The 17,867-nt window shown below is 54.8% G+C and carries 18 protein-coding genes; 10 read left to right on the top strand and 8 right to left on the bottom strand.

What is annotated here, in order from left to right; all coding sequences use genetic code 11:
* Window positions 1-44 precede the first annotated feature (44 nt).
* The 5 genes from Q0562_RS00755 to ilvE all read left to right on the top strand — a co-directional run bounded on the left by Q0562_RS00755 (window position 45) and on the right by ilvE (window position 4,826).
* Entirely contained in the window at window positions 45-224 is a 180-nt protein-coding gene (locus Q0562_RS00755) for a hypothetical protein (RefSeq protein ID WP_298639816.1), read from the top strand.
* 465 nt (window positions 225-689) lie between these two features.
* Window positions 690-1,604 carry a mevalonate kinase gene (locus tag Q0562_RS00750; protein WP_298639813.1) on the top strand — a complete coding sequence of 305 codons (915 nt, stop codon included), beginning with the start codon at window positions 690-692 and terminating at the stop codon, window positions 1,602-1,604.
* 575 nt (window positions 1,605-2,179) lie between these two features.
* Window positions 2,180-2,968, top strand: coding sequence for a transferrin-binding protein-like solute binding protein (locus Q0562_RS00745; protein ID WP_298639810.1), 789 nt, complete (start codon window positions 2,180-2,182; stop codon window positions 2,966-2,968).
* A 124-nt stretch (window positions 2,969-3,092) separates the two neighbouring features.
* Entirely contained in the window at window positions 3,093-3,644 is a 552-nt protein-coding gene (locus Q0562_RS00740) for a metallophosphoesterase family protein (RefSeq protein ID WP_298639807.1), read from the top strand.
* Between the two features lie 180 nt (window positions 3,645-3,824).
* Window positions 3,825-4,826: a branched-chain-amino-acid transaminase gene (gene ilvE, locus Q0562_RS00735; protein WP_298639805.1), complete on the top strand. Its 1,002-nt coding sequence runs from the start codon at window positions 3,825-3,827 to the stop codon at window positions 4,824-4,826.
* 390 nt (window positions 4,827-5,216) lie between these two features.
* On the opposite strand, the gene Q0562_RS00730 is transcribed toward ilvE, so the two are convergent.
* The 7 genes from Q0562_RS00730 to Q0562_RS00700 all read right to left on the bottom strand — a co-directional run bounded on the left by Q0562_RS00730 (window position 5,217) and on the right by Q0562_RS00700 (window position 12,694).
* Window positions 5,217-5,747: a septum formation initiator family protein gene (locus Q0562_RS00730; RefSeq protein WP_298639801.1), complete on the bottom strand. Its 531-nt coding sequence runs from the start codon at window positions 5,745-5,747 to the stop codon at window positions 5,217-5,219.
* Between the two features lie 5 nt (window positions 5,748-5,752).
* Window positions 5,753-7,045 carry a phosphopyruvate hydratase gene (gene eno, locus Q0562_RS00725; RefSeq protein ID WP_298639799.1) on the bottom strand — a complete coding sequence of 431 codons (1,293 nt, stop codon included), beginning with the start codon at window positions 7,043-7,045 and terminating at the stop codon, window positions 5,753-5,755.
* Between the two features lie 18 nt (window positions 7,046-7,063).
* Window positions 7,064-7,876, bottom strand: coding sequence for a 3-deoxy-8-phosphooctulonate synthase (kdsA, locus tag Q0562_RS00720; RefSeq protein WP_298639797.1), 813 nt, complete (start codon window positions 7,874-7,876; stop codon window positions 7,064-7,066).
* Window positions 7,873-9,507 (bottom strand): CTP synthase, encoded by a 1,635-nt coding sequence (locus Q0562_RS00715; RefSeq protein WP_298639795.1) that lies wholly within the window; start codon window positions 9,505-9,507, stop codon window positions 7,873-7,875. The genes kdsA and Q0562_RS00715 overlap by 4 nt, the downstream gene beginning before the upstream one ends.
* Window positions 9,504-10,799, bottom strand: a complete 1,296-nt coding sequence (tilS, locus tag Q0562_RS00710) for a tRNA lysidine(34) synthetase TilS (protein WP_298639793.1) — start codon at window positions 10,797-10,799, stop codon at window positions 9,504-9,506. Before tilS ends, Q0562_RS00715 begins: the two co-directional genes overlap by 4 nt.
* A gap of 90 nt (window positions 10,800-10,889) precedes the next feature.
* Window positions 10,890-11,774, bottom strand: a complete 885-nt coding sequence (locus Q0562_RS00705) for a factor H binding protein domain-containing protein (protein WP_298639791.1) — start codon at window positions 11,772-11,774, stop codon at window positions 10,890-10,892.
* 38 nt (window positions 11,775-11,812) lie between these two features.
* Window positions 11,813-12,694 (bottom strand): factor H binding protein domain-containing protein, encoded by an 882-nt coding sequence (locus Q0562_RS00700; protein WP_298639790.1) that lies wholly within the window; start codon window positions 12,692-12,694, stop codon window positions 11,813-11,815.
* Between the two features lie 179 nt (window positions 12,695-12,873).
* Here Q0562_RS00700 and Q0562_RS00695 point away from each other — a divergent pair, with 179 nt between their 5' ends.
* The 5 genes from Q0562_RS00695 (at window position 12,874) to Q0562_RS00675 (ending at window position 17,296) form a co-directional block, all read left to right on the top strand.
* Window positions 12,874-14,130 (top strand): lytic murein transglycosylase, encoded by a 1,257-nt coding sequence (locus tag Q0562_RS00695; protein WP_298639788.1) that lies wholly within the window; start codon window positions 12,874-12,876, stop codon window positions 14,128-14,130.
* A gap of 53 nt (window positions 14,131-14,183) precedes the next feature.
* Complete coding sequence (locus Q0562_RS00690) at window positions 14,184-14,465, top strand: hypothetical protein (protein ID WP_298639786.1); 282 nt, start codon at window positions 14,184-14,186, stop codon at window positions 14,463-14,465.
* A gap of 156 nt (window positions 14,466-14,621) precedes the next feature.
* The gene (locus Q0562_RS00685) at window positions 14,622-15,227 is read left to right on the top strand and encodes a hypothetical protein (protein ID WP_298639785.1); all 606 of its coding nucleotides are present in this window, start codon (window positions 14,622-14,624) and stop codon (window positions 15,225-15,227) included.
* Entirely contained in the window at window positions 15,220-16,890 is a 1,671-nt protein-coding gene (locus tag Q0562_RS00680) for a hypothetical protein (RefSeq protein ID WP_298639784.1), read from the top strand. Before Q0562_RS00685 ends, Q0562_RS00680 begins: the two co-directional genes overlap by 8 nt.
* Window positions 16,883-17,296 carry a hypothetical protein gene (locus tag Q0562_RS00675; RefSeq protein ID WP_298639783.1) on the top strand — a complete coding sequence of 138 codons (414 nt, stop codon included), beginning with the start codon at window positions 16,883-16,885 and terminating at the stop codon, window positions 17,294-17,296. Before Q0562_RS00680 ends, Q0562_RS00675 begins: the two co-directional genes overlap by 8 nt.
* A gap of 363 nt (window positions 17,297-17,659) precedes the next feature.
* Here the strand turns inward: Q0562_RS00675 and Q0562_RS00670 are convergent.
* The coding region (locus Q0562_RS00670; protein WP_298639782.1) for a hypothetical protein at window positions 17,660-17,867 on the bottom strand (208 nt) is incomplete at its 5' end.

Here is a 17,867-nt window from a genome sequence, read left to right as displayed (position 1 = left end):
AATATTCCATTGCTGAATCCCAACCATTGAATCAGGAGTAAAAAATGGGAAACTTCACAATCGGTATTATCTTTATAATTATTGGCGTAATTTGTTTAATCGCTATTGATAGAAGACAGTTTTATCGCCGCATTGAAAGAGAAAAAATGGGGGGGGGGGGGGGGGGGGGACTGATGACAGTTATACAAAAGTTGCAAGCAAAGGCCTTGTTGAGGGCACAATAATTATTATATCCAGACTTATGATAATCTTAGGTGGTGTATTGGTTCTCTTTGTTTTATTTGATGTTCTGTGCCCAAGCACAACTTCTTGCAAGTGGTGATCCGAAAGATATGCCCAACGAATCCATCAATAACACAAAGAGAAAAAACAAGGGAGAAAATCCCTTGTTTTTATTCCCGGGAGCGCCGCCTAAACCCGCCCGCATGCCAAACGGCATACCGCTCGGATCATTATCCGGATGGCTCATATTTCAAGATGACGCGGAATGAATTACTGACCGCCGGCGAGCGCGGCGTCATGCCAATCCCAAGAAGCAAGACAGGATTTGTAGGGTGGGCTTTAGCCCACCATCGGCGTTATCACGGCGGGCTGCAGCCTGCCCCGCCTCTCCTTGTCGCCACCATGTTTGGGCGATTCAACCACACCCCGCACAAACCGCTTGCCGCCCGGCCACAAGGCGGCATCTGATGACACAACTCACCGTCTCCGCCCCCGGCTCAATCATGATCAGCGGCGAGCACGCCGTGGTCTATGGGGCGTCCGCCATCGTCTGCGCTGTCGCCGCGCGCATCCGCATCCATGCCACAACCCGCGCCGACCGCCGCCTCATCATCCACAGCGCGCTGGCTGCACACACCACCGACCTCGACACCCTCGCCGACCATCCCAAATTGCGCTTTATCCTCGCCGCCCTGCGCCAGACACCACCCGCCTGCGGCCTGGAACTCGACATTCTCAGCGAAATCGACCCCACCCTCGGCCTCGGTTCATCTGCTGCCGTAACCGCCGCCTGCACCGCCCTGCTTGCCCGCCTGCGCGGCGATGCCTGCGACCCGCCTGCCCTGCACCGCGCGGCGCACCGTACCATCCTCACCGTGCAACAGCGCGGCAGCGGTGCCGACCTCGCCGCCTCGCTGGCGGGCAGCATCATTGCCTACACCCCCGCCACAGACATCACATCTGCCCGCATCCGCCCACTGCCACTGCCGCCCACCGGCCTCAGCCTGCGCTATGCGGGCTACAAAACGCCGACCGCTACCGTGCTGGCGCAGCTCGCCGCCCGTGCCGCAGCCGAACCACAGCGTTACCGGGAATGCTACGCGCAAATGGGCGCGAACAGTGCGGCCACCATCGCAGCCGCCGCAAGCGGTGACTGGCCGGACGTTTACCGCCTGCTGAATGATTACCAGACCTTGATGACCGCCCTCGGCGTCTGTGATGCGGTGCAAGCGGCGCACATCGCCGCTGCCCGCCCGCATGCCCATGCAGTAAAAATCAGCGGCAGCGGCCTCGGCGACTGTATCCTCGCGCTTGCCGACACCCCGCCACCGCAGCATCAGCCGGTCACCATCGCCGCCGACGGCATTCGCTTTGATGCGTAAGAACCGGCAGCCGCCGGTTTTTTTGCATGGCCGCAGCAAACGGGGCAGACCTCATGCGGCGGGCGGAAAAACCGCAAGCGGAGCGCCCGGGCGGGGTCGTGCGGTTTTCAGCGACTTGCCCGCCGCGCGTATTGCTATTGCTTATTGCTGATACCGGCCAGATACAATCGGATATGTATATTTCCTGATGACGGTTTTGTTTCATTTGCCTATGGTTTTCCTTTTATGTGCACATATCGCGCCCTATTCTGCCGGATTATGGTGAGATTCCCTACCACCTATATTGCGCCGATACACGTCGCCGTACAGATAAATAAATTCTGTCCGCAATATGCGTATTTAGTAATTATCAATATTTTCCTTGTATATTCAGCGCGATAAACGGGCAAAGTACGCGTTATGCCGTTCTGTTTGCTTGACGGAAATCATGGCCGCTTCACATAATGATGCACGGATTCGGCGTTACCTGAATGCAGGTGGGCGATTCCGGACAATTCCCGCATCATTGCCCGATGCCTGCATGCTGTTTGCGATGAATCCCCTGTTGTTTTTATTCAAAATGTAAGGAGATTGTTATGTCTTCCAGATTCATGGGTACCATAAGCGGTGTTGCATTGGCCTTATTGCTTGCCGGTTGCGGCGGCGGTGGCCCCGGTATCAAGATTGTCCCATCGCCCAAGCCCACGCCCAATATTCCTGCGCCCGCGCCAACGCCCGGCAAGAATGTCTATCGCAGCATGCGTTCTTACAACACCGACAAGCACGCTGCCGATGGTTCGGTATCCGGCAATGCGCCCAGTTTCGATACGCTGACCTTCAATGGCAGGGAATTGCCGCTGGTCGTGTCTGGTATAAAAAACGGACGGATCGTTGCCCTGGACAGGGGCGTGGTGCTGGGCGGCGTTTCTTACAGGAAGTTCTATGTCGGCACGACCCGACAGGCGAATGCCCGCTTTGGTGCCCTCAATTACGACGGCAACAATATCGTCTTCCATCAGGGATATTTGTCTGCCAATGTCCCGGCAAAAGGCGAGGCGGAATATGTCGGCGACGTGCTTCATGTCAATAATGCCGATAACGCTTACAGCAACGGCGTGATGATTGCGAGGGCCAATTTCGCCGACAAGACCCTGAAAATGGCCTTTACCAAACCGGGCGACAAGAGCAATTTCGTTGATCGCAATCTGGAAGCGACGATTAACGGCAACAAATTTTCAGGCATTACCAACAATACGCACGTTGACGGTGCCTTCTACGGCGACAATGCCAAAGAGATGGCCGGGCACTACACGAACCCGACGGAGAATTTCCAGGGTGCGTTCGGCGGCACACAGCAATGGTCGCGCGGTACCGGTACGAATTGACAGACTGACGGGATCGCCTTCTTCGTCCTGCCCCTGCGTCGCAGGGGCTTTCTGTTGACGCGCGCCCTGAAATGGCGCCCTCCTTTTTTGTTATCATGCAACGAAAAATTCAATGGAAACAGGCATGAATGTATTTTTTACCGCAGATACGCATTTCTTCCATCACGGCATCATCAAGTACTGCCACCGCCCCTTTCGCAGTGTGCACGAGATGAACAGCGCTATCATCGCCCGCTGGAATGCCCAGGTCGGCAAGGGCGACCGCGTTTACCACCTCGGCGATGTCTCCTTCGGCGGACTGGCCGAAACCTTCCGCCTGCTCGCCGAACTCAACGGCGAAATCTGCCTCATCAGTGGCAATCATGATGACGAACTCGGCGCCGATCCCTATCTCGCCGAGCGCTTCCGCTGGATCAGGCCCTACCACGAAGAAACACTGGATGGACAGACGCTGGTGATGTTCCATTACCCCATTCTGGAATGGCGCGGCGCGCAGCGCGGCAGTTGGCATCTCTACGGCCACACCCACGGCTGCGTACGGCTGCACGGTGCGGCGCTGGATGTCGGCATCGACGCCCACCCCGCCTTCCGGCTCTGGCATTGGAACGACGTGCGCGCGCGGCTGGCGCATATCCTGCCGCTGCCCTACCCGCCGCATCCGCCCAGGCACACCTGACACTGGCGAAAATCACCACTGCACGGCGGCGTTATCATCATTTCTCCCGGATGCAAGGCGGGAATACCTACAATGATTACGTGATGCGGTAAAACCCGCTCAATCCGCGCGCCATTCCTTGCCAAGCGGCAGGCGGCGCGCTATCGTGCCACCCCCAACCCATATCACAGAGGAAATCCCATGAGCAGAGAAGTCCCCGCCGTCTTCGGCAGCGTGTTTTACCCCGAAATGCCGGTCATCGCCTTTGAGGGCGGCGCCTGGCAGCCGCTGCGCTGGCAAAGCAGCGCGGAAATGCCCTTCCCGCCCGGCGCGCACGCCCTGCATTACGGCAGCGAATGCTTCGAGGGGCTGAAAGCCTTCCGCCAGCAAAACGGCGACATCGTCATCTTCCGCCCCGACGACAACATCGCGCGCATGCGGCAAAGCGCCCGCCTGCTGCAAATGCCGGTACCGGAAGCGGATACCTACCGCGCCGCGCTGTTCGAACTGGTCAAGCGCGCTGCCGACATCGTCCCCGATGCGCCGAACGCCATGTACCTGCGTCCGACCCTGGTCGGCACCGACCCCGTTATCGGCAAGGCGGGCAGCGGCACGACGAGCGCCCTGCTCTACATCCTCGCCTCGCCGGTCGGCGACTACTTCAAAGTCGGCTCGCCGATGAAACTGCTGGTCGAGACCGAACACATGCGCTGCGCGCCGCACATGGGGCGCATCAAATGCGGCGGCAACTACGCCTCCGCCCTGCCGTGGGTGCTGGATGCCAAAGCAAAATACGGCGCAAACCAGGTGCTCTTCTGTCCGGGTGGCGACGTGCAGGAAACGGGTGCCAGCAACTTCATGCTGATCAAGGGCGACGAAATCATCACCAAACCGCTCACCGATGCATTCCTGCACGGGGTTACCCGCGCCTCGGTGCTGCAAATCGCCGCCGACCTCGGCTACCGCGTCAGCGAGCGCGATTTCACTGTCGCCGAACTGCAAGCGGCAGTCGAAGGCGGCGCGGAAGCGATACTGACCGGCACGGCGGCGGTCATCTCGCCCGTTACCGCCTTTGTCATCCACGGCAAAGAAATCCCTGTTACCGGCGGACAGGAACGCGGTCTCGCCATCCGCAAGGCCATCACCGACATCCAGTACGGCATCGCCCCCGACCGCTACGGCTGGATTCACAAAGTCGCCTGATGCCCGCCTGCCGCATAAAAAACGCCGCGACAATGCGGCGTTTTTTATGCGGCGTTGCGCACATGACAAAATTCGTCCTGCGGGCGAACACCCTTACCTCTTTCTCGCCGCGCGAGCTGTTCCCGTCCCGCAAGCGGGGGGAAGGGAAGAGCGGTTGGCACCGTTTCGTACCGGCTTTTTCGTGTATGGCAAAAAATGAAGCGCCCCGGAATGAAGCCGTTTGCATGGAGAAAAACCTTCCCGCTTGCGGTCGCCCGGCGACGGTAGGGAAGAAACATGGAAAACAACATCAAAAAAGATTTGCCGTGTCCAAAGGACCATGCGGCGATGTGCCAGAAGCGGTAATGCGGCAAAGAGATTGCGCCACCGGTTGGGTGAAGGGATGGGAGGCTACCGGGCGGGCAGGGATTCGAGTTCCAGCGGTACGGCGCTGACGGGGATGGGTTCGACGCTGTTTTTGCCGCTGGCGGCGGTCGCGGCCGGGTCGGTTTCGAGTTTGAGTTGCCGATCAAGAGGGCGGGCATCCGGCGGCAGCAAGGGCTCGGCACCGGTCGTGAATGCGGCGGTGGCCTTGCGCCGTTTTTCCCGCTCGACAAGGGCAGGGATGTCGGGGATGTCCGCCATTTCGCTGTCGGGCAGGACGAAGTAGGTTTCGTTTTTGCCGATCATGCCGTAGTCCTCGCGCGCTTTTTCTTCGAGGGCGTAGTAGGCTTCGGGCGATTTGAGATTTTCGACTTCGACACGCAGGGCGTCGTTGCGGTCGTTCAATAGTTTGTTTTCGCGCAAATGCAAGCCGACCTGCTGGCGCAGGTCGGCAATATGTTCCTGGGTACGGTTCTGCAACCGCCACAGGTAGGCGTTTATGAGACCGAGGCTTCCCACGATGGCGAGCAGCATCAGGGTAATAAACGCTTTTTTCATGCCGCTCAGTTTTTGATTTTGCCGAGAAGGGCGGCTTTGCCGCCGTAGCGGGCCTCAGCACCGAGTTCGGCTTCGATGGTCAGCAGGCGGTTGTATTTGGCGACACGGTCAGAGCGGCACAGTGAACCGGTCTTGATTTGCGTGGCGCTAGTGGCAACGGCGATGTCGGCAATGGTGGTGTCCTCAGTTTCGCCGGAACGGTGCGAGACGATGGCGGCGTAGCCGGCATCTTCAGCCATTTTGATGGCTTGCAGGGTTTCGGAGAGGGAGCCAATTTGGTTCGGCTTGATGAGGATGGCATTGGCGATGCCTTTTTCGATGCCTTCTTTGAAGATGCGGGTGTTGGTGACGTAGAGGTCGTCGCCGACGAGCTGCACTTTGCCGCCGAGTTTGTCGGTGAGGATTTTCCAGCCGTCCCAGTCGCTTTCGTCAAGGCCGTCTTCGATGGAGACGATCGGGTAGCGCTCAACGAGGCCGGCGAGGTAGTCCACAAATTCGGCAGAGGTGAAGGTTTTGCCTTCGGAAGCGAGGCTGTATTTGCCGTTTTCGTAGAGTTCGGAAGCGGCAACGTCAAGGGCGAGGTAGATTTGTTCGCCGGCTTTGTAGCCTGCTTTGGCGATGGCTTCCATGATGACTTGCAGGGCTTCTTCGTTGGAGCCGAGGTCAGGGGCAAAGCCGCCTTCGTCGCCGACGCCGGTAGAAAGGCCTTTGTCATGCAGGACTTTTTTCAGGGTGTGGAAGATTTCGGAACCGGCGCGCAGGGCTTCGTGGAAGCTATTGAAGCCGGCAGGCATGATCATGAATTCCTGGATGTCCACGCTGTTGTCGGCGTGTTCGCCGCCGTTGACGATGTTCATCATCGGTACGGGCAGGGTGTAGCCGGTGGTGTTGTGCAGCACGGCGTAGAGCGGTTTTTTCAGGCTGGCAGCCTTGGCGTGGGCGAGAGCGAGGGAGACGCCGAGGATGGCGTTTGCGCCGAGGTTCTTTTTGAAGTCGTCGCCGTCGAGGTCGAGCATGATTTTGTCGAGGGCGGTGAGGTCGTCAATGGCTTTGCCTTTGAGCGCCGGGCCGAGTTTTTCGTTGACGTTGGCAACGGCTTTGGTTACGCCTTTGCCGAGGTAGCGGGCTTTGTCGCCATCGCGCAGTTCGAGGGCTTCACGCGAGCCGGTGGAGGCGCCGGAAGGAACGCCAGCGGTGCCTTGTGCGCCGTCGGAGAGGGTGACGGTGACTTGCACGGTCGGGTTGCCGCGCGAGTCGAGGATTTCGAGGGCTTTGACGTTTTGTACGGTTGTCGTCATTGTGTTGGCTCCTGTTGGTTAGAGGGTTTTGGCGATGTTGTCGAGCGCTTGCAGTTGTTTGAGCAGCGCGGACATTTGTCCCAGTGGCCAGGCGTTCGGCCCGTCGGAGAGGGCTTTGTCCGGGTCGGGGTGGGTTTCCATGAACAGCCCCGCGACGCCGACGGCAACTGCCGCGCGCGCGAGTACCGGCACGAATTCGCGCTGCCCGCCGGAGGAGGCGCCTTGTCCGCCCGGCAGTTGCACGGAATGGGTGGCGTCGAAGACGACGGGGCAGCCGGTTTCTTTCATCACCGGCAGCGAGCGCATATCGGAGACGAGGTTGTTGTAGCCGAAGCTCACGCCGCGTTCGCACAGCATGATGCGCCCGTTGCCGGTGCTTCTGGCTTTGTCGGCGACGTGGCGCATATCCCACGGCGCGAGGAACTGGCCTTTTTTGATGTTGACGGGCAGCCCTTGCGCGCAGACGTTGTGGATGAAGTTGGTCTGGCGGCAGAGGAAGGCGGGGGTTTGCAGCACGTCCACCACGGCGGCGACTTCATCGAGCGGGGTGTCTTCGTGCACGTCGGTGAGGACAGGGACGCCAATCTCGGCTTTGACTTTGGCGAGGATGCGCAGCCCTTCGGCGATGCCGGGGCCGCGATAGCTGGCGCCGGATGAGCGGTTGGCCTTGTCGAAGGAGGATTTGTAGATGAAGGGGATGCCGAGGTCCTCGGTGATGGTTTTCAGGGTTTCCGCCGTTGCAAGGGCGAGGGCTTCGGACTCGATGACGCAGGGACCGGCGATGAGGAAGAAGGGGCGGTCGTTGCCGATGTGGTGTCCGCAGAGGTTCATCGGTCTGCTCCGTCGTGATGGGCGCGCGCGGCGCGGATGAAGGATTCGAAGAGCGGGTGCCCTTTGCGCGGGGTGGAGGTAAATTCGGGGTGCGACTGACAGGCGATGAACCACGGGTGATCGGGCAGTTCGATGACTTCGACGAGGCCGTTGTCTTCGGAGCGGCCGGAGATGACGAGCCCCGCTTCTTCGAGGCGTTTTTCGTAGTGGCTGTTCACTTCGTAGCGGTGGCGGTGGCGTTCGTTGATAATTTCCGCGCCGTAGATTTGTGCAATTTTGCTGCCGGATTTGAGCCGCGCCGGCAGGGCGCCGAGGCGCATGGTGCCGCCGAGGTCGCTTTGTTTGTCGCGCTGTTCGGTCTCGCCACGTTCGTTCACCCATTCGGTGACGAGAGCGACCACGGGTTCCTGGCTGCTATCGCCCCATTCGGTGCTGCCCGCGTTTTCGATGCCGAGGACGTGGCGCGCGTATTCGATGACGGCGAGCTGCATGCCGAGGCAGATGCCGAGGTAGGGGATGCGGTTTTCGCGCGCGTATTGCACGGCGCGGATTTTGCCGTTGATGCCGCGATTGCCGAAGCCGCCCGGCACGACAACACCGTCCACGCCTTCCAGCAGCGACACGCCCTGCCGGTGCAGGTCTTCGGAATCGATGTAGCGGATGTTCACCGCGTTGCCGCTGCGGATGCCGGCGTGATAGAGCGCTTCGTTGAGCGATTTGTAGGCGTCGGTGAGATCCACGTATTTGCCGACCATGGCAATCGTCACTTCGTGCTTCAGGTTAGCGATGGCGTCGTTGACCTGCTGCCAGTCGCTGAGATCAGCGGGGGCGGCATCGAGGGCGAAGTGGCGCATGACGACTTCGTCCACACCCTGCTTGTGATAGAGCAGCGGGATTTCGTAGATATTTTTTACGTCCAGTCCGGCGAAGACGGCATCGGCGGGGACATTGGTGAAGAGGGCGATCTTACGTCGCTCGTCGTCGGGAATATCGCGGTCGGCGCGGCAGATCAGCATATCCGGCTGGATGCCGATGGAGCGCAATTCCTTGACGCTGTGTTGCGTCGGCTTCGTTTTCAGTTCCCCGGCGGCGGCGATGTAGGGCAGGAGCGTCAGGTGGATATACATACAGCGGCTGCGGCCGAGCTGGGCACCGAGCTGGCGGATGGCTTCGAGAAACGGCAGCGATTCGATGTCGCCGACCGTGCCGCCGATTTCCACCAGCGCAATATCCGCTCCTTCGGCGGCGCGCAATACGTAAGACTTGATGGCATCGGTAATATGCGGGATGACCTGCACCGTCGCGCCGAGATAATCGCCGTGGCGTTCCTTGCGGATTACCTCGGCGTAAATGCGGCCGGTGGTGCAATTATTGAACTGGGTGGCGCGCATGCGCACGAAGCGCTCGTAGTGGCCGAGGTCGAGGTCGGTTTCCGCGCCGTCGTGGGTGACGAACACCTCGCCGTGCTGGAAGGGGCTCATCGTCCCCGGATCGACATTAATATAAGGGTCGAGCTTGATCAGCGTGATGCGCAGCCCGCGTGATTCCAGAATGGCGCCCAAAGAAGCGGCGGCGATGCCCTTCCCCAAAGAAGAAACCACGCCGCCGGTAACAAAAATAAACTTGGTCATGCGTCCGAAACCGATGAAAAATGATGCGAAATGCTAACAGAATGCGCCTGTTGATGCCAGTCAAACGCCAGCCCGTCCCGGCCTGCCGCCGCGCCGAAACCGCCCAGCCACGCCGCCTCGCCGTCCACCAGGAGGAGCGGCAGGCGGCGGCGCAGATACGGCGGCACCCCGCTGTTTTGCAAGAAATTTTTCAGTGACTGCGGATAACGCTGCCCCGGCGCCTGCCAGCGCGCCGCACAAGGGAACAGCGCCCAGCGGCAATCCCTGCCCGCCAGCAAATCCTGCCCCGCGCGCAGGCGCAACACGCCCACGCCTGGCCAATCGCTTACCGCCGCAAACGGCGGCGGCGATTGTGGAGTGCTGGCGCGGAACAGATGCAGACAGCCGCGATGCTGCACCACCACCGTCCCGCCATAACACAATTCCGCATGACCATTCTGCCCGCCGAGCGCCTCCACAAATGACAACAACCGCTTGCCCGGCGGCGCAGGCTGTCCGGCGCGCTGCAACCAGCGGCGCAACAACGCCTTCGCGACCATCGCCCCATGCGCGGCAACCAGCGCATCCCACGGCAATACCGTCTGCGCCGCGCCCAGAATCCCGTCCAGCAACGCCTGCTGCACCGCCTGCGCCTCCGCCAGCCAGCCCGCCGAACGCGCGACCGCTGCCGCCATCTCCGCCAGCGGCGGCAAACCAGTATGCCGCAGGCGGTTGCGGGCAAAACGCGTATCCGCATTGCTGGGATCATCGAGAAACGCCACCCTCTCGGCGGCGACAAACGCCTCAATATCGGCGCGCGGCGTATCCAGCAGCGGCCGCCAGTGCGCGCCATCCGCGAACGGCCGCTGCGCGGGCATCGCGGCGAGGCCGTCCAGCCCGCTGCCGCGCAACAACTGCAAAAAAAACGTCTCCACCTGATCCTCGCGGTGATGCGCGGTAAGCAGCACCCCGCGCGGCGGCAGACGCGCCGCCAGTGCCTGATAACGCAGCGCCCGCGCCCGCGCCTCCATGCTTTCCCCCGCCGCCGCCTGCCAATCGAGCCGCAACACCTCGCAAGCGACTCCGCGCGCCGCCGCCTCACGCACACAAAACGCGCCCCACGCACCGCTTGCCGTCGACCAGCCGTGATCCACATAACAGGCGGTTAGCGGCACGATGAGCCGCTGCCGCACGGCGACCAGCGCCTGCAACAGCGCCATGCTGTCGCGCCCGCCGCTCAACGCGAGCACATACGCGGCGGGGCGGTACGCCGCCTGCCAGCGCCAGAAAGGGGAAGACCCGGAAAGCAGCATCAAAATATCCCGAAGAAAAACAGCGTGAGGATACAGCAAGCGGCGCATAAAAAAGCCCGCTTGCGCGGGCTTTTGTCATCGGCAGACGCTTTATTCGGTAATCGCGCCGCGTGTGCCGTGCAGACCGATGGCTTCCAGCTCTTCGCCCGCGACAAAACCGGCGATTTCTTCGGCGCGGTTGCCGTAAAAGCTCAAGATGTATTGATAGTCGTCGAGCAGGCCGCTCGCATCGCCGCTGATGTCGGTACTGATGCTGCCGTCTTGCAGAGTGTAGGTGTGGAAGGGGGCCTCGGCAAGGGTGATACCGCCGCCGTAACGGGCCATGTTCCTGACGTAACCCGAACCGCGCCTTGCGCCGAAATCGACGTTGTAGGTGAAGGTGCCGCGTTCGCCCTGATCAAAGGCAATGCCGGTGTAGGTTGCCTTGCCCGCCCGTGGCACGGCGGACTCCGGCGTGATGTCGCCATATTGATTGATAGTCAAGAACTCGTTGCCGTTGTAGGTGGCAGCCACGCCGCTGCGGAAGCCCTGATAGCTGCGCACGTTGACCGTTGCGCTGCCACTGTCGTCCGTCGCAACGCCGCTGAGGCTGGCATAGCCGGACGGCAGGCTGCGGTAGTCATGGATGCTGACATAGCCGCTGCCGCGCCGTTCGGATTTTATGAAGGGGCGGTTATTGACGGTAATCGTAATGGGGCGGAAAACGTTGCCGCCAATAATTTCTGCCTGCTGGCTGCCGGCTTTTCTGGCATCAAACGCCGCCGTTTCGGCCGCCGTCGGCTGTGCGGGGGCGGGGACGAGGATCCTGCCGCTGCGGGTGCCCGTATTGCCGCCGTTATTGGGGGTGGTGGTCACGTTGCCTGCGTTGCGGTTGCCGTTATCGGCGGGGGTGATGGCGTCATCCGAACCGCCGCCGCAGGCGGCGAGCAGGGCGGCAGCGACGATGGCGGCCAAGTTGAGGGTGGTTTTGTGCATGGTTGTGTCTCCTGTGCAGTTGGCTTGTTGTTGCTGCTTTATTCGGTAATCGCGCCGCGTGTGCCGTGCAGGCCGATGCCTTCCAACGAATTGTTGACCGCGAAGCCGGATATTTCCTCGGCATGGTCGCCGTAAAAACCCAGGGAATAAGCGAAACGGTCGCCATCAGTAGTGGATGCCGTGCCTGCGATGCCTGTGGCGGTATTGCCATCAAGCATTTGCCGCGTCCCAAAATTGCTTTTTGCGAGGGTGATATTGCCGTAGCGGCTGAGGCCGTCAATACGCCCCTCACCGCTCTTCGCGCCGAAATCTACGTTGTAAGTAAGACTGCCGCGCTCGTTCCGGTCGAAAGCAGTGCCGGTATAGGTTGCCTTGCCTGCCGTGGGGATGGTGACGGGCGGGGTGTGTATGCCATAAGGCAAGTAAACGACAGATACGTCGTTGGTGTTATACACAATGGTTACACCACTGCGGAAACCCTGATAGCTGCGGATGCTGGCCGGCATGGTGGTACTGGAACCGCTTTCGGTACCGGTACCGGTGATACTGGAAAAACCGCTCGGCAGGCTGCGGAAATCCCCTTCCAGGAGGCCCGTGTCGCCATTTTTGTAAGCGCGAACGAGAGTGCGGCCGTTGGCGTTGATGGTGTAAGGGCGAAAGCCGTCGCTGACCAACACTACCGCCTCAGTGCGGAACTGTTTACCGGTATTGAACGCCGCCGTTTCGGCTGCCGTCGGTTGTGCGGGGGCAGGGACGAGGATCCTGCCGCTGCCCGTATTGCCGCCGTTATTGGGGGTCACGTTGCCCGCGTTGCGGTTGCCGTTATCGGCGGGGGTGATAGTGTCATCCGAACCGCCGCCGCAGGCGGCGAGCAGGGTAGCGGCGACGATGGCGGCCAGGTTGAGGGTGGTTTTGTGCATGGTGTTACTCCTGTGCTGTTTGAATGTCGGAGTTTAGTTTATTTTTTTTTTTTGCAATCAACAAGTTATTCTGTGCCCGTTCGGGCGGACGATGCCGCCGGGCATCGCAGCCGTGCGGTTGCCGCCCCGCCCGTCTGCCATTATCCTAACCGCTTCTTCATTTTTGCCGGATTGCCGCCATGACCCTGTTCCGTTCCATCCTGGTTTTCGCCGTTGCCTACCTGCTCACCGCCTGCGGCACGCGCCCGCCGTTGTTGCCCGTCGAACCCGTGCAACCGCCGCTTGAGCCGGAAACCCCGGCGCAGCCCGCCCAGCCTGCCAATTTTGCCGAATGGCAGCAGGCCTTCGCCCGGCGCGCCGCCGCCGCCGGCATCGCCGACAGCGACATCCGGCAATTACTCGCCCGCACCCATTACGAAGAAAAAGTGGTCAGCGCCGACCGCAAACAGCCGGAGCTGAACAAAATGGTCTGGGCGTACCTCGACAACGCCGTCTCCGATGACCGCATCCGGAAAGGGCGCGCCCAGCTCGCCCGCTACCGCGACCTCTTGCAGCAGATTGAGGCGCAGACGGGCGTCGGCGCGGCCTACATCGTCGCCTTCTGGGGCATGGAAAGCGCCTACGGCGAGAACACCGGCAACGTTGACCTCATCCAGGCACTCTCGACCCTGGCCTACGAAGGCCGCCGCCGCGACTTCGCCGAACAGCAACTCATCGCCCTCTTGCAACTCATCGAGCGCGGCGACGTGGGCTGGGACGAACTGCGCGGCTCATGGGCGGGCGGCATGGGGCACACCCAATTCATCCCCACCACCTTCCTGCAATACAGCGTGGACGGCAACGGCGACGGCCGCCGCGACCCGTGGCAAATCGAAGACGCGCTGGCATCCACCGCCAACTACCTGAGCCAATCCGGCTGGCAGCGCGGCCAGCGCTGGGGGCGCGAAGTGAGCCTGCCCGCCGCCTTCGACTACCGCGACATTGACCAGACCCTGCCGCTCGCGCAATGGGGGCAACGTGGCGTGCGGCAGGTGAGCGGCGCGGCACTGCCGCAGGAAAACCTGCACGCCACCCTGTGGCTGCCCGCCGGGCACAGCGGCCCGGCGCTGCTCCTCTACCCGAACTTCAAAACCATCAAGGTCTATAACAACTCTTCCAGCTACGCGCTTGCCATCGGCCTGCTCGCCGACGGCATCGGCGGCAGCGGCGGCGGCATCAGGGCCGCCTGGCCGCGCGACGAACAGGCGCTTTCCCGCGACGACGTACAACGCCTGCAACAGGCCCTCACCGCCGCCGGCTACGACACCAAAGGCACGGACGGCATCCTCGGCGCGAACACGCGCAGCGCCTTCCGCCAGTGGCAAGCCGCCAGCGGCCAAATCCCGGACGGCTTCATCAGCCAACGCAGCGCGGCGGTGCTGATTGGCGGGTATTGATTATATGCAACGAATTGATAAGATAAGTATGTAATTAATTTTGGAGGAAGCATATGAAATATATACAAAAGATAATTTTTGGCAGTCCTGGTACAGGGAAGAGCTATTTAGTGGATAAAAATATTATTCCTAATGAATTGGGAATTGATATCTCTGAAAATCCAGAAAATGTCATTAAGGCTGTATTTCATCCTGAGTATACTTTTGGAGACTTTATGGGAAAACTATTGCCCATGACAAAGGCAGGACAAGTAGAATATAATTTCTATGAAGGGCATTTTTTAAAAGCTTTAAGCCAAGCATATAAAAATATTTTGAAAGTATATGATAAGTAGGGTAATAAGGATGAAAATAAAGAAATTGAAAATGTTGCATTAGTAATTGATGAAATTAATAGAGGAAATTCATCTGCTATTTTTGGCTCTATATTTCAACTATTAGATAGAGATAATGACGGATGGTCAAGTTATAATACAAGTATTAATGGCATCATGTTTATAAAATTATTAGAACTAATAGGATGTAATTTTACGTATGATAAGAATCAAGAAATTGATGAATATAGATTATCACCCTATGATGGGGTCAAAAAATTAGAGACTCTTCAGAACAGAATTTCCTTCTTAAATTTTGATTTAATTAATAAAACAATAAAAATACCATCTAATTTATCTATCATTGCAACCATGAACACCTCTGACAATTCCATATATCACATGGATTCAGCTTTCAAAAGGCGATGGGATTGGGAATTTGTGGATATAAATTCTAATCTAATAAAAAGCCCAGGTAACGCATTTTCAAGTCGGCAAGAGTGGGAAAAATTTGTACACAATATTAATAAATTTATTAAAAACAATAATAATTATATTCGTGGTATCGAGGATAAGCAAATTGGAAAATATTTTATAAAAAATGAAATAATTTCTAAAGCTGATATTCAGAATAAACTGATGTTTTTTATTTGGGATAGTGTTTTTCCGCAAGATAAAAAGCCGCTTATGGATTTGTTAAATAACAATAAACTGGTAACTTTTGGAGATTTTTCATCAAAGGTAGATGATTTTATTAATGCCATAAAAGAATATTATGTTTGATTTTAATAAAATAAAAATAGTTAAAGGTGAAGAACTAGAAGGATATGGTTCTTTTGTGGGAATTAGAAGAGATAAGAGCGGTAATTTAGCCTTTAGCCTTCCTAAGGGATTTGATGATTTTGAAGAAACATATAACAATGTTAAAGAATTATTCTTTAAGATATATAGGACATTTAAAAAGTTTCGTCATGTTTATGAAAATAAATTAGATGATATTTCTGATGAAAAACCACAATCTAAAGATAATCTAATGAAAAACAATGGGTTTTTATATAGATTTGTCAATAAGGAAAATAATGAAGAAGTAATTTTATATAGCAAGATTGATGCTATTGATAGCATTATAGATCTCTGCAAAGAGCTGGAAATTGCTACCCTAGTTAGGGAAATCGGACTAACAGAAGATGTAGACTATTCAAAAATAGATTATTTGATTGATAAAGGTATCTATCAAAAAAATAATGCGATATTTATAGAGTTTACATTAGACAGGAGAAATGCGATAAAGGATATTCCTTCAGACTTAATTGAGATGTACTGTTATATTTATAAAGAACTTGCCGTTGAATTAAAAGTAGACTTGGATGTTGCTATAGCAGATATATCAGCATCTTTTTCTGCAAAACATCTCTCTTATAATCAAAGCTTATTTAATGAAAATTCTTTTATTTCCACTATTTTAACTCTCAAAGATATTCTAAATAAAATACATAATTTAACTTCGTATAAGAGTAACCAATATTGGTTGATTTATGAAGCGATAGAAAAATTTTTATATGGAGAATTAGAAGCAAACATAGATAATAATGAAGAAGGCTTCTGGGGGATTAACAATTTCTCTCAAGTTTGGGAAGATATGTGCAATTATTATATGGCAAGTGAGAGTAAAGAACAAAATATATTGTACTGCGATACTCTGACACCTATTAATAGAGAGGGATTAATAAAGAAAAATTATGGTGGGCACTCAGTATATATAAATAAAGATTTTTATAATCCTTTCTATATTGAGTTTAATGACAAAAAACGCTGGATGCGCCCTGATATGGTTCTAGAGAATAGAGAAAATTTTTCAGTCAATAGTAAAGCTGAAGAATTTTTTAATAATGGTATACGCAGACGGGCTGAAGAAAGCCATTTCTCTTATATATATAAGGAAGTTAAATTTACACTTAAAGATGAGTATCATCATGATACATTTTTTCTTGGATTTCTTGACAGATTACGTAACAATCTTTCTAGCCAACATAAAAGAATTTCCCCAAAAGCTCGTTTTCTCCCAAGAACCAAATACTCTTTTTCTATAAAAAACATAGAAAAAGAGAAGTTAAGTTTAATGCTAGATAATTTTTTTCAAAAAGGAATGAAACCTAAAGATAGTAATCCAGATATTTATATTATAGATTGGAAATATTTGTCGCTTGATTTCTTCAATAAGAAATCTGAGAAATTAGTACTTGATATTAATAAGCAATTAATATATGAATTTTGTCTTTCTAGTCAAAAAACTTACCAAGAGAAAAAGATAAGAAGTCAATTTGGATTACTGTTTTATACAAAATCACAATGTCCATTTTCTGCGGCTAAAGAAACGAATATATCGGGAATTGAGATTATATATGTAAATTTTTATATGATACAGGAGGCTTACTTAGATGAATGATACTTTTATAAGTAATTTTGTCATTGGAATAACGCTGAATAAATATGATAAAATATTTACCTGCTTCTTTCAGAAAGAAATAGAAAAATTTCTCTTTGTTAGAGATATTTATAATTTTGATATAGTACCCTTTGAAGAACAGATATCATTCAGTGATTTTTATAGAAATGAAAAAATAAAATTTGAATATTTTTATAAATACTTATTAAATACAAGTAGGAATGGAGAAAAAATAGAAGTAAAAACAAAGATTTGCATTTCATTTGATAAAGTATTATGCAGCAAATTATGTGATAAAACAAACAGATATTATAATTATATTAGTATAGGCGGAGTTGAGAAAATCTACTTTTTACTCTTCAAATTAGAGGAGATCTATTGTTTCTTATATTCAGAAATTCAATAGAATGATAAAAATTTAATGACAAATCTTTATGGCATCACCTGCTTTTGCGTTCTTGATAGTGGCACGGAAGAAATGCTGCCAAGCGGCGTATAGCCGTTTCAACTAGAACTGATACGTTGTTGGCGAGCCTCGCCGTATTATTTGTGCTATCTTCGGCTCGCCGCCTTGTCTCATCCTGTTTGAAGCGACTAGAGTTAATCAGCTTATTTTTTCATACGGCATTGATGCCAAACTTGCTGCATCTACGCAGCATTCAGGGCATATTTGTATGAAGGATTAAGAGCATTAGCTATATATGGGGATATGCGGCGTAATGGACAAATTTCATGCTAAAAATCGTTGTAGCCCTTACGCTGCAAGGCTTTACGCGGGGTCAAAACCTTTGAACACAAAAAATGCTTTTTCTGCGGCTCCAAACAGGTCAAGAAAAACGGGCATCGTGACAACGGGAAACAGCAATACCATTGCGGCTCCTGTAAGCGCCAATTCATAGGGGGCCAACGCCTTAATCCCAACACCCTTTGGCAGCGCTACAGCGAAGGCAAGCAAAGCGCCGCACAGCTTGCCGCGC

This window comes from uncultured Cardiobacterium sp. (genome assembly GCF_938028825.1).
GTDB lineage: Bacteria > Pseudomonadota > Gammaproteobacteria > Cardiobacteriales > Cardiobacteriaceae > Cardiobacterium.
This window is presented reverse-complemented; position numbering and strand designations above follow the sequence as displayed.